Origin of the sequence: Neisseria sp. P0020.S003 (genome assembly GCF_051957095.1) — a bacterium.
GTDB classification, from domain to species: Bacteria; Pseudomonadota; Gammaproteobacteria; order Burkholderiales; family Neisseriaceae; genus Neisseria; species Neisseria subflava.
Map to the genome: position 1 here is coordinate 1 of NZ_JBQCWU010000031.1, position 11,851 is coordinate 11,851.

Consider the following 11,851-nt stretch of genomic DNA (forward strand, 5'->3'; position numbering starts at 1 on the left):
GATTACTACAACCGGGAGCGTTGCAGTTTGAAATTGAAAAAGCTGAGTCCTGTCGCATATAGAACCCAGCTTACACAAAGTGCCTGAATAGGCTTTTATGAGTGTCCAAGATTTGGGGGCCAGTTCACTTTTCAGACGGCCTTTTTATTACAAAGCAAAATATCAAAGCGGTTCAAAACACAGCCTTACACACCAGCAATATCTGCTCAACACCGCTACTCTGCCCATGCCGCTACAATCTGAGCCTCAATATCGGCATTAAACTCGCCGGCACGGTACGCATCGCGCAATTCCGTGCGCCGGGTTTCATCTGCCGCAATTTGGTTCAACACCACTTGTGGAAACTCGTTAAACACAGGCCCGGCCTCTTCATGACCCATCAAAAACAGCGCAGGGATTTTTTGATTGGCGCGGACGATTTCCTGTTGGCGCGGATTCTCAAAACGGCTGCTGTCGTCAAAATCGTTGCGGGCAATATAGTTGATGCGGATATTGGGGTTCAACTCCGCCATTTTTTGAATAAACGGCACAAACACGCGGCAATCAGGGCAATATGGTGCAGCGGCAAGCAGCCAGTTTTGCGGACGGCTGATCTTTTTAACCGCCGCTACCGTTTGCGCCGACAGCTCGGTCGCCTGATAGAGTTGCTGCTGTTTCAATTTGTCTTCTTCAGTATCAAAATCCAAATATTCTGCATAAGTGGCCATGCTTTACTCCTGTTCTGTTGTATCGGTCTTCCCTGCCACGCCGGTCAAAAGCGGAACGAGCAGATTGACGACGAGGTTTTCAAATAGCGGCTCATCAAGCGGCGATTCTTCCGAATGGCCAAACACCAGCTTCACTTCGGTATATTCTTTCTGCCCTTTGCTCATTTTATTGCCGTTAAAAACCTCATGGGCTTTTCTCAAGGCAGCATCCCAATCCTCTTTCTTGTTGTACTCCTCCGCTGCGGCAAGGCTGGTTTTAGCAAAAAACGGCAAGGGGGTATTTTGTCCGATTCGGAAATATACCAGCCATTCTTTCAAAAGCTCCCTCGCCGCCTCTTGCCCGATGGCGGCATAGGTTTCGGTCTGCCCCAAGCTGACAATATGGGTTTGTCGGTTTGCAACGGATTTAGGGGCAACGGCGCAAAAAATCAAATGCTCCAATAAACGGGCAATGCGGTTGGGGGCATTGTCTTTTTGATTTAGGAACACAATGCGGCCGCATTCGTAAAGATTGCCGATGGTGCCTTGTAACACCAAGTCGTCAAAGTGTTCTTCATAAGGTTCAGACGGCCTTTTGTTACTGCGTATCAGCTCGGCATCTACGCTTTTCGCAGATATTTGATACTGCTTCTGCCACAAACCGCCCAATTCGCCTACCGGTATGAGGCTTTCGGCATTCAGCCGAATGGCCGTATCTTCAAAATCTTCCCCTTTGCGCCGTGCATCCAAATAGGCATCGGCAATCCGACCCTCATGTTGCGGCTCAAACGGTTCGGCAGACTCCCATGCGCCGTCCAGATACGGTTGATCCCAGCTTAAATTTTTCTTCAGCCAAACTTTGACAGGGTTGCGCCAAAAACTGACAAGCTCGCCCTGGTGAATGGTTTTGCCCGGCTCTTCCTGACTTAAGGCCTCAAGGAAAAACGGCTGCGCTTCCGCTTGCGGTTGGTTCAACGCATCGGCGTAATCTTGGCGCGTACTGAAGAGGCCGTCTGAAAGCGCGTCCTTTTGGAAATAACGGCGTGAGAACGCCTGCAACGGATGATGTTTCACCCATTTCTCCGACAACTCGCGCCCGCTTTTCCCCGTCATGGCGGCAATGGTATCCAGCAGCTCGCTGATTAACGAAGACGGCGCGAACTCGGCATCATTGCGTATATCGCGGCCGATATAAGACAAATACAGCATTTCGCGCGCGCTGATTAAGGCTTCCAGGAAGAGATAACGGTCGTCGTCGCGGCGGGCGCGGTCGCCTTTTTTCGGATATTTGGCAATCAGGTCGAACACCGCCGCTTTGGTATTGCGCGGAAAATCGCCGTCATTCAAACCCAACAGGCAAACCATTTTAAACGGCAAGCTGCGCATCGGCACCATACTGCAAAAAGTGATACCGCCGCTCAAAAATCCGGCTTGGCTTTCGCTGTCCAAAAAGCGGCGGATATGGCGGATAACGGTTTTACACGGCAACAATCCATCAAATTCGGCCAACTGCGCCTCTTCCTGCCATTTCGCCAAAGACTGCTCAAACTGCTGCTTGGCGTATTGGTCGTCCGTATCCGGAGCAAACAGTTTCTCCAGCAAAGCACGGCAACGCTGCACCCAACTTTCCACATTGGCAGGCTCTTGCCATTGCGCCGCCATATCGGCCAAAGTGCGGATAAATTCGGCAAAACCGCTGAACACGTCCAGCTGATTGACGTTGCTATGCCACGCGCTCACGCCCTGCCACATGCCGTTGCCGCCTTCGGGCAACATCCAGCCCAAGGCCAAACGCTCTACCGCCTGCTGCCAAGTAAAGAGGTTGTCTTTGCCCTCACGCATGGTTTGGTCCAAACCCCAATGCACATTCAATCCGGCAACAGTCTCATGCAGCAGCGGCACATCTTCCTCGCTCAAACCGAAACGTTGCAGTACCAACCGGCTTTCCAGCAAAGGCAAAACCTTGTCCACCTCAAACCGGCTTTCCAGCAAGTCCAAAGTTTGCGCCAAAGCATACAGTAACGGCTGGCGGCGGCTGAGCTTCACATCCGAAATCGAATACGGCAAAGCCTGGCTGCCTGCGTGTGCCTGTCCAAAAACAGCTTCGATAAACGGGCTGTACGGCTCGATGTTCGGCGTCAACACGGCAATATCGTGCGGCTGCCAGTCGGGATTATTTTGCAACACCAGCGACAGCTCTTCTTTCAAAATCTGCAATTCTCGCAAAGGGCTGTGCGTCGCGACGATTTTGACGGAGCCGTCATTCAGCAATTTGTCCGGCTCGACACACACTGGATTGCCGTCCGCATCATGGACTTGAACCAAACCTGCTTCGCCTTCTTCCTGTTGACACAAGCGTTCAGACGGCATGATTAAGTTTTGGATATCGTTTTGCAGGCAATGCAATAAGGTATCGTCTTTTCCCTCTTCATAAACCTGAATATCCTGCTCGGTTTCCACTTCCGACAAAAAATCAAAGAAATCGCGCCCCTGCTTGCCCAAAGAGGCCAACAGCGGATGCCCTGCCTGCGACAAGTCCGCCTCATCGCCCCTTTTCAAAATCTGCGCCTCATCGATGACCTCGCCCCAATATTGGCTGCTCGGGTTGAGCGCAAACACAAACACATCGCAATGCTTGGAAATTTGGTGCAAGAGTTGCAGATACATCGGCGCCATTGTCGAAATGCCGAATACAAAAAACCTTTGCGGCAAGACCGATTTATCCAACTGCGCCAACAGCTTTTCCCACAAGGCCACGCGATGCGGCGCAGATTGGCTGCCATCGTCCAAATAACGCCACAGCCGCGCCTGCCAATCCTCATCATCGCCCAAACCCAGCAGCTTCCCAGCCTGCCACGCATCAATCCAATCCGGGCGGTACACCAAATATTGGTCAAAAATATCCGCCATCTGTCCGGCAAGCTGATAATCCGCCGATGCCGAGCTATGCAAATAACTTTCCAGCTTCAGGCGCACGTTTTCGTATTCCCAGGCCGTCTGAAACGCTTCGCTGCGGAACAAATCCAGCAAACGCCAACGCATGACTTCAGGCGAAAACGGACTGAGCGGCGGCACATCGGGAACCAATTTGCGCATCAGCTGCCACGCCAAACCGGCAGGCAGGCTGAACTTCAAATTCGCCGCCACGCCGAGCTCCCGCGCGAAAAACACATTCAGATAACGCCGCATACCCTGGCTCTGCACCACCACTTCTTCCTGCGCCAATACAGAATCCAAGGGCGAAGCCTGATGAATACGCGCGCACATTTCGGCAAGCGATTCCAAACGGTCGGATTGAAAGAGATAAAACATGACATGCCATCGAAAAAACAATTACGCGCATTATAATGCCATCAGGGCAAACGGTTCAGCAGCGTATTAAAATAAAAGGCAAAAGATTACGGTAAAGGCCGTCTGAAATCGCTTTTCAGACGGCCTTTACCGTTAAATATCGAGTATCAGCGCAAACGCTGGGCTTTGATGTATTTCTTTCTAAACCTCGGCTTTGTTTAAGCCGAAAGAAAATCTTCTGAGTTCCCAACCAAAATAAAACCTGCTTCCCTCAAAGCAGGTTTTTAACCTATCCCACTCAAGCAGGCGGCAGCGGTGCGCCTTCGGGATGTTTGTAGCGGTTGTACATAAACAAATATTGTTCCGGAAAACGGCGTATCCAATATTCGGTATTTTCATTAATAACGCGCGCGTCGTTCTCCTTATCGCCGTTCAATTCGCCGCGCAAAGGCTCGATATGCAAGACAAAGCCTTTACCGTCGGGCAGACGCTCGCCGCAGAAAAACAAAGCCTTCACGCCTTTGACTTGCGCCAGCTTGCCCGCCAACGTCATGGTATAGGCAGGTTTGCCGAAAAAGTCCACCCACACGCCGTCGCCCCCTTCCTCTGGAGACGGTACATGGTCCGGCAAAACAATGGTCGCTTCGCCGCCGCGCAGCGCTTTGATGATTTGTTTGACGCCCTGAATACTGGTTGGCGCAGTCTTGCCTTTGCCGCGCACGCGCCCTGCCTGCATCACGGCATCAAATGCCTTGATTTTCGGCGGCTTGTACATCGCCGTCAGCGGAAACGGCAGTTGCTGGCTGATGTAGCGGCCGGCCAAATCATAGCTGCCGATGTGCGGCGTTATAAACAGCAAACCTTCGCCTGCACTCAAGGCCGTCTGAACATGTTCCCAACCGTTGACGCTGACAAACAGGTTTTCAATTTCCTCAGGCCGTCTGAAAAACGCCACCGGCAATTCCAAGCCGCCTTTTGCCGTTTCACGGAAAACTTTTTTCACCGCCTCATCCGTCGGGTTCAAACCGGCAAGTTTCATGTTTTCGAAAACACGCCGGCGATCTTTCGACAGCACGCGGAAACCCAAACTGCCCAGCAGATTGCCTAATTTGTGCAACCAAGCCAAAGGCAGAGCGGCCAAAAATTTAAAAACAAAGGTAACAAGCGTTTGCATAAGGTTTTACCAAAATGAAGTGGACAGATTGTAAACGAAACAGGCCGTCTGAACAAAACAGACTTCGGGCAAATATATTGCGGCACACCTGCTTTTCTGCTACTATCCGCACTGCATTAAGAGTTGGGAATTCCATGCCAACCTGCTTTTCAAACGGAAAGGTAAGGTGGACGGTTGAAAAACCGATGTGGCTCGCCAGAGCAATCCAAACCCGCTTAATGCGGGAATTTTTTTGCCTGTAAGAAACGCGCAACAGGATTCCGAAACAGCAGGCAAGTGCGAATGTTTCTCACTTGTATAGAGAAAAAGCGGAGTTTTTGTTATGATTTCCGCTGTCCGAAATAAAAGGCCGTCTGAAAACACAGCAGCCTGTTTTTTAATGAAAGAATAGCAATGAGCGAATATCTGTTTACTTCCGAATCGGTATCCGAAGGCCATCCGGATAAAGTTGCCGACCAAGTGTCCGATGCGATTTTGGATGCCATCTTGGCGCAAGACCCCAAAGCGCGTGTCGCCGCAGAAACCTTGGTCAACACAGGCTTGTGCGTATTGGCAGGCGAAATCACCACCACAGCCCAAGTGGACTACATCAAAGTCGCCCGCGAAACCATCAAACGCATCGGCTACAACTCCTCCGAGCTGGGCTTTGACGCCAACGGCTGCGCAGTCGGCGTGTACTACGACCAACAATCTCCGGACATCGCCCAAGGCGTGAACGAAGGCGAAGGCATCGACCTGAACCAAGGCGCGGGCGACCAAGGTCTGATGTTCGGCTACGCCTGCGACGAAACCCCTACCCTGATGCCGTTTGCCATCTATTACAGCCACCGCCTGATGCAGCGTCAAAGCGAATTGCGCAAAGACGGCCGCCTGCCTTGGCTGCGTCCCGACGCAAAAGCCCAGCTGACCGTGGTTTACGACAGCAAAACCGGCAAAGTAAAACGCATCGACACCGTCGTCCTGTCTACCCAGCACGATCCGTCTATCGGTTACGAAGAGCTGAAAAACGCCGTGATCGAACACATCATCAAACCGGTTCTGCCGTCTGAAATGCTGACCGACGAAACCAAATACCTGATCAACCCGACCGGCCGCTTCGTTATCGGCGGTCCACAAGGCGACTGCGGTTTGACCGGCCGTAAAATCATCGTCGACACCTACGGCGGCGCAGCTCCGCACGGCGGCGGCGCATTCTCCGGCAAAGACCCGTCCAAAGTGGACCGTTCCGCCGCCTATGCCTGCCGCTATGTTGCAAAAAACATCGTAGCCGCCGGTTTGGCAACCCAATGCCAAATCCAAGTTTCCTACGCCATCGGCGTTGCCGAACCGACTTCGATTTCCATCGACACTTTCGGCACCGGCAAAATCAGCGAAGAAAAACTGATTGCCCTGGTTCGCGAACATTTCGACCTGCGCCCTAAAGGCATCGTCCAAATGCTCGACCTGCTGCGCCCGATTTACAGCAAATCCGCCGCCTACGGCCACTTCGGCCGCGAGGAGCCTGAATTTACTTGGGAGCGCACCGACAAAGCAGCCGCATTAAAAGCAGCCGCAGGCGTGTAAACTTCCGCATTTGAGGCCGTCTGAAAAGCAAAACGTTTTCAGACGGCCTTTTTCCTTATACAATAGCCACTTGAATTTCTATATACATTCTGAATAAAGGATACGGATTATGTTCGGCAAACAACTTTTTGAAGAAGTCAGCTCCAAAATCAGCGAAACCATCGCCAACAGCCCTGCCAAAGACATGGAAAAAAACGTTAAAGCCATGCTCGGCAGCGCGTTCAACCGCATGGATTTAGTGACCCGCGAAGAATTCGACATCCAACAACAGGTTTTGATTAAAACCCGTACCAAACTGGCCGAATTGGAAGCCCGTTTGGCCAAACTCGAAGCCGCTCAAGAGCCTGAAGAAGCTGCTTTGAAAGCGGCCGAAACCGCTGCGGAAGAAGCTGTTGCCGAAATCAAACAACAAACCGAAGCTGCCGAATAAGGCCGTCTGAAACATGTCGCTTGCTTTGGTTTACAGCCGCGCCTTAAGCGGCATGAATGCGCCGTTGGTCGAAGTGGAAGCCCACCTTGCCAACGGCTTGCCACATTTCAATATCGTCGGTTTGCCCGATACTGAAGTCAAAGAAAGCCGCGACCGTGTGCGTGCCGCCATCATCCAAAGCGGCTTCGACTTTCCTGCCAAGAAAATTACCGTCAACCTCGCACCGGCCGACCTCCCAAAAGAATCCGGCCGTTTCGATTTGCCGATTGCCTTGGGCATTCTTGCCGCATCGGGACAAATCAACCCTGAAAAGCTCGCCCAATATGAATTTGCCGGAGAATTGGCACTGTCCGGCCTGCTGCGTCCCGTACGCGGCGCACTGGCCATGGCATGGCAGGGAATGCAGGCCGGCCGCTCATTCGTCTTGCCGCAAGAAAATGCCGAACAGGCTGCCGTTATGCGCGGTATCGCGGTTTATGGCGCGCGTTCTTTGGGCGAAGTGGCCGCGCATTTAAACGGCATCGAACCGTTGATACAAACCGAATGCAAGCTGACGCAAAGGCCGTCTGAACAAAGTAAAATTCCTGATTTAGCCGATGTTAAAGGCCAACATACTGCTCGCCTTGCATTGGAAATCGCAGCGGCAGGCGGACACAGCCTGCTGATGATGGGTCCGCCGGGTACAGGCAAATCCATGCTTTCGCAACGTTTGCCCGGTATCCTCCCGCCTTTGACCGAAGACGAATTGGTCGAAGTATGGGCATTGCGTTCACTCCTGCCCAACCATCAACAGCAACTCGACAGCAACCGTCCTTTCCGCAGCCCTCACCACAGTGCCAGCTCGGCTGCCATGGTAGGCGGCGGTTCAGACCCACGTCCGGGTGAAATCTCATTGGCGCACCACGGAGTGTTGTTTTTAGACGAATTGCCCGAGTTTGACCGTAAAGTATTAGAAGTATTGCGCGAGCCTTTAGAAAACGGCGAAATCCATATTTCCCGCGCCGCACGCCAAGCAGTTTATCCGGCCAAGTTCCAACTTGTCGCCGCCATGAACCCCTGCCCTTGCGGCTATCTTGGTCATCCGTCCAAACCTTGCCGCTGCACGCCTGAAAGCGTTGCCCGTTACCGCAACAAAATTTCAGGGCCATTGCTCGACCGTATTGATTTAACCATCGAAGTACCCAGCCTTTCCGCTGCCGAGCTGATGCAACAAGAAGCAGGCGAATCCAGTGCCACCGTATTGGAACGCGTTACCGCCGCACGAAAAATCCAATACAACAGACAGGGCAAAGTCAATGCGGAACTGAGTGTCGGCGAGCTCGATGGCAAAGCCCGTATCCAAAAAGAAGCGCAAGAAGCTTTGGGAACCATGCTCGAAAAACTGTCCCTTTCCGCCCGAAGTTTCCACCGTATCATGCGCGTTGCCCGTACGCTTGCCGATTTGGCAGCCGACGAAGAAGTCAGCAAAACACATGTGATGAAAGCCATCGGCTTTCGCCGCGCCCTTTAACTTTTCAGACGGACTGAATCTTTATGTTTAAGTAAAACTAGAGTAAACAAAGCATCAGGATTTTGCCGTCTATAACGGTTATTGATAAAATATCGAATCCAACTCAGACAGTCTCCTTTCAGGCCGTCTGAACACATTATTACAAGGTAAGTCATGAAAAAATCTACACAATATGGCAAAGGCTTGGCCGGTTTCTTTTTCGGCCTGATACTGGCAACAGGTATTATTGCCGGTATTTTGTTCTTCTTGAACCAAGGCAACCAAAACGTTTTCAAAGAGCTGACTCAGCCTAAACAAAGCGAAGAACCTGAAATCCTGAAACCTCAGGACAAAGCAGAGAAACGCCCAGCTACCGACAATTCATCTACCCAAGCAGATGAAGAAAAAGCCAAAGCAGAAAAAGAAGCGGCCGAGAAAGAAGCCAAAGCTAAAGAAGCGGCTGAAAAGGCTGCTAAAGAAGCTGAAGAAAAAGTTCAAGCGGAAAAAGAAGCTCAGGAGAAAGCTGAACAAGCAGAACGTGAAGCCAAAGAAAAAGCAGAGAAAGCCGCTGCCGATAAAGCCGAACGCGAAGCTAAAGAAAAAGCTGATAACGCCGCCGCCGATAAAGCCGAACGTGAAGCCAAAGAAAAAGCTGCAAAAGCTGAAGCAGAAAAAGAAGCTACTAAGAAAAAACTGGCCGAGAAAAAAGCCGAGTTAGAGAAAAAACGCGCAGAAAAAGCCAAAGCGGAAAAAGAAACTGCCGATAATGCTGCCAAAGACAAAAAAGCAGCCGACCAGCTGACTGCCAAACAAAAAGAGCGTGCCGAGCGCAAACTGGCTGAGAAAAAAGCGGCCGAAGCCAAGAAACAAAACAAGCCGACACCTGAGCAAATCCTCAACAGCGGCAGCATCGAAAAAGCACGTAAAGCAGCAAATGCCTCTGCAACAAAAGAAAGCAGCAACGCTGCAAGTAAACAGTCAGCAGAAAAAGCCGAAACAGCTGCCAACAGCGGTAAAAAAGCTTTCCTGCAACTTGGTTCATATGCAGACCGCTCCAGCGCAGACTCACAACGTGCAAAATTGGCTATTTTAGGTATTTCTTCCAAAGTGGTTGAATCGCAAAACGGCGACAAAACCATTTACCGAGTTCAAAGTAACACCATGCCACAGGAAGCCGCTGTGAAACTGCAAAAAAACCTGCGAGGCCATAATATCAACAGCTTGATTCGTTCTACCAAATAATGGAATCACTGATATGAAGCAGCGTATAAAACAAACCATTGCCGCACTCAGCCTGGGCCTACTCAGCCTGAGTGCGCAAGCTGCTACCGAGGGCGTGGACTATACTGTCCTCAGTCGTCCTATCCCGCAACAACAAGCCGGAAAAATTGAAGTACTTGAGTTTTTTGGCTACTTCTGCGTTCATTGCTACCATCTCGATCCGGTTTTGTTGCAACACAGCAAAACCTTCGCTAAAGATGTTTCCTTACGGACAGAACACGTCGTTTGGATGCCTGAAATGTTGGGTTTGGCCAAAATTGCCGCAGCCGTTAATCTTTCAGGCTTGAAATATCAAGCCAATCCAGTCATCTTCAAAGCAGTTTACGAACAAAAAATCAACTTGGCCGATACCAATGTATTCCGATCATGGGTGGGGAAACAGACGGGTTTTGACAGTAAAAAACTGCTTCAAACCTACAATAGTCCTGCTGCCGCATCGGCTGCTGCAAAAATGCAGCAATTGACGGAAACTTATCGAATTGAAAACACACCAACTGTCATCGTCGGTGGAAAATACAAAATCAATTTCAACGGTACCGACTGGAAAGCCGGTATGAAAACCATAGACGAGCTCATCGTCAAAGTTCGCCGCGAACAATCCTCAAAACCACTTTAACTATTCAACAAAAGAAAGACGGCCTCAAGGCCGTCTGAAAACTTATGGACATTCTGATTTTATTTAAAGCACTTATTCTCGGTATCATCGAAGGTTTAACCGAGTTTCTCCCTATTTCCAGTACCGGTCACTTGATTGTATTCGGTGACTTAATGAACTTTCAAAGCAACGGAAAAGTATTTGAAATTGCTATTCAACTCGGTGCAGTATTAGCCGTCGTATTTGAATACCGCCAACGATTTACCCATATCATAAAAGGACTGGGTAAAGAACGAACAGCCAATCGCTTTGTACTGAATTTATTTATTGCCTTCATCCCAGCTGCGGTTGTGGGTCTATTGTTCAGCAAACAAATCAAATTACACCTTTTCAACCCAATTACCGTTGCCACCATGCTGGTACTGGGTGGTTTCTTCATTTTATGGGTTGAAAAACGCCAAGCAACAGCCAAACCTAAAGTTAATCATGTAGATGATATGCGCCCAATCGACGCATTTGTTGTAGGATGCGCCCAAACTTGTGCCCTTATCCCTGGTACATCACGTTCAGGCAGTACCATCATGGGCGGTATGCTATGGGGACTGGAACGTAAAACAGCTACCGAATTCTCATTCTTTCTTGCCGTACCGATGATGATTGCGGCAACAGGTTACGACATCTTAAAAAACTACAAACTCTTTACCTTGCAAGATGTCGGACAAATTGCCATCGGTTTTATCGCAGCATTTATCGCCGGTTTATTGGCAGTAAAAGCTTTGCTGAAATTTGTCTCCAGTAAAAACTATGTACCTTTTGCCTACTACCGCATTGTATTTGGTGGTCTGATTCTCCTTACTTGGATGCTGGGCTGGGTCAGCTGGAGCGAATAACCCATCTTCATTCACCAAAGGACGTGCCTGTGCACGTCCTTTTTCTTTATCCGCATCCTCCCTTTCGATCAGGTTTCTACCCCGTAAAAGGCCGACACTCCGCATCATTGCCCCTAAATATCTCCTCGCCGTCCATACAGCTGCCCTTCCCCTTCATCTTCTCGCACACCACCGCCGTCAGCGACTCGTTCAAGCGCAACACCCTCGGCTCCGCCTCCCTGTCCAACGCCACCGCCTTCAGAGTAAACTTCCCCTCCAAGATCCCCTTAGCCTGACCGCTCATCCTGATACAGAAACCACCCGCCTCCTTCACCGGCAGCTCCGACCACTTCGTCGACGTCAGCTTAAAGCTGCCCTTTTTCGTATAGAACTGCTCCATAAAGCGCGCATTTTCCAGCAGGGCGGCATGCGCCGCACGCAGGTTGGCCGAGCGGACCGATTCCCGGTAGGCC

At 50.6% G+C, this 11,851-nt stretch carries 11 protein-coding genes and 1 riboswitch; of the genes, 7 read left to right on the top strand and 4 right to left on the bottom strand.

All coding sequences use genetic code 11. The annotated features are described in order from the left end of the window. Nucleotides 1-87 (top strand): IS3 family transposase (locus tag ACTHTQ_RS10895; RefSeq protein WP_153063788.1); only part of this gene is annotated, 87 nt, incomplete at its 5' end. A 128-nt stretch (nucleotides 88-215) separates the two neighbouring features. Here ACTHTQ_RS10895 and ACTHTQ_RS10900 read toward each other — a convergent pair. The 3 genes from ACTHTQ_RS10900 to ACTHTQ_RS10910 form a co-directional block, all read right to left on the bottom strand. Continuing rightward, nucleotides 216-707: a thioredoxin family protein gene (locus ACTHTQ_RS10900; protein WP_440363927.1), complete on the bottom strand. Its 492-nt coding sequence runs from the start codon at nucleotides 705-707 to the stop codon at nucleotides 216-218. A gap of 3 nt (nucleotides 708-710) precedes the next feature. Further along, nucleotides 711-3,998, bottom strand: a complete 3,288-nt coding sequence (recC, locus tag ACTHTQ_RS10905; RefSeq protein ID WP_440363928.1) for an exodeoxyribonuclease V subunit gamma — start codon at nucleotides 3,996-3,998, stop codon at nucleotides 711-713. 277 nt (nucleotides 3,999-4,275) lie between these two features. After that, nucleotides 4,276-5,151 (bottom strand): lysophospholipid acyltransferase family protein, encoded by an 876-nt coding sequence (locus ACTHTQ_RS10910; protein WP_440363929.1) that lies wholly within the window; start codon nucleotides 5,149-5,151, stop codon nucleotides 4,276-4,278. A 108-nt stretch (nucleotides 5,152-5,259) separates the two neighbouring features. Further along, a riboswitch (SAM-I-IV-variant riboswitch) is annotated at nucleotides 5,260-5,370 on the top strand. Between the two features lie 174 nt (nucleotides 5,371-5,544). Between ACTHTQ_RS10910 and metK the strand changes: the two genes are divergently transcribed. The 6 genes from metK (at nucleotide 5,545) to ACTHTQ_RS10940 (ending at nucleotide 11,399) form a co-directional block, all read left to right on the top strand. Beyond that, nucleotides 5,545-6,714, top strand: a complete 1,170-nt coding sequence (gene metK, locus ACTHTQ_RS10915; RefSeq protein WP_440363930.1) for a methionine adenosyltransferase — start codon at nucleotides 5,545-5,547, stop codon at nucleotides 6,712-6,714. Between the two features lie 109 nt (nucleotides 6,715-6,823). After that, entirely contained in the window at nucleotides 6,824-7,144 is a 321-nt protein-coding gene (locus tag ACTHTQ_RS10920) for an accessory factor UbiK family protein (protein ID WP_049328707.1), read from the top strand. 13 nt (nucleotides 7,145-7,157) lie between these two features. Continuing rightward, nucleotides 7,158-8,654, top strand: a complete 1,497-nt coding sequence (locus tag ACTHTQ_RS10925) for a YifB family Mg chelatase-like AAA ATPase (protein WP_440363931.1) — start codon at nucleotides 7,158-7,160, stop codon at nucleotides 8,652-8,654. Between the two features lie 153 nt (nucleotides 8,655-8,807). Then, on the top strand, nucleotides 8,808-9,875 hold the full coding sequence (locus ACTHTQ_RS10930) for an SPOR domain-containing protein (protein ID WP_440363932.1): 1,068 nt from the start codon (nucleotides 8,808-8,810) through the stop codon (nucleotides 9,873-9,875). A 13-nt stretch (nucleotides 9,876-9,888) separates the two neighbouring features. Continuing rightward, entirely contained in the window at nucleotides 9,889-10,530 is a 642-nt protein-coding gene (locus ACTHTQ_RS10935) for a thiol:disulfide interchange protein DsbA/DsbL (RefSeq protein ID WP_440363933.1), read from the top strand. A 44-nt stretch (nucleotides 10,531-10,574) separates the two neighbouring features. Further along, nucleotides 10,575-11,399, top strand: coding sequence for an undecaprenyl-diphosphate phosphatase (locus ACTHTQ_RS10940; RefSeq protein WP_440363934.1), 825 nt, complete (start codon nucleotides 10,575-10,577; stop codon nucleotides 11,397-11,399). A 76-nt stretch (nucleotides 11,400-11,475) separates the two neighbouring features. Here the strand turns inward: ACTHTQ_RS10940 and ACTHTQ_RS10945 are convergent. Further along, on the bottom strand, nucleotides 11,476-11,851 hold a 376-nt coding region (locus ACTHTQ_RS10945), incomplete at its 5' end, for a type IV pilin protein (RefSeq protein WP_440363935.1).

Coding starts and splice junctions, on each gene's coding strand:
- ACTHTQ_RS10910 (WP_440363929.1), bottom strand. CDS start 5,151: ATGCAAACGCTTGTTACCTTTGTTTTTAAATTTTTGGCCGCTCTGCCT.
- metK (WP_440363930.1), top strand. CDS start 5,545: ATGAGCGAATATCTGTTTACTTCCGAATCGGTATCCGAAGGCCATCCG.
- ACTHTQ_RS10940 (WP_440363934.1), top strand. CDS start 10,575: ATGGACATTCTGATTTTATTTAAAGCACTTATTCTCGGTATCATCGAA.
- recC (WP_440363928.1), bottom strand. CDS start 3,998: ATGTTTTATCTCTTTCAATCCGACCGTTTGGAATCGCTTGCCGAAATG.
- ACTHTQ_RS10920 (WP_049328707.1), top strand. CDS start 6,824: ATGTTCGGCAAACAACTTTTTGAAGAAGTCAGCTCCAAAATCAGCGAA.
- ACTHTQ_RS10935 (WP_440363933.1), top strand. CDS start 9,889: ATGAAGCAGCGTATAAAACAAACCATTGCCGCACTCAGCCTGGGCCTA.
- ACTHTQ_RS10925 (WP_440363931.1), top strand. CDS start 7,158: ATGTCGCTTGCTTTGGTTTACAGCCGCGCCTTAAGCGGCATGAATGCG.
- ACTHTQ_RS10900 (WP_440363927.1), bottom strand. CDS start 707: ATGGCCACTTATGCAGAATATTTGGATTTTGATACTGAAGAAGACAAA.
- ACTHTQ_RS10930 (WP_440363932.1), top strand. CDS start 8,808: ATGAAAAAATCTACACAATATGGCAAAGGCTTGGCCGGTTTCTTTTTC.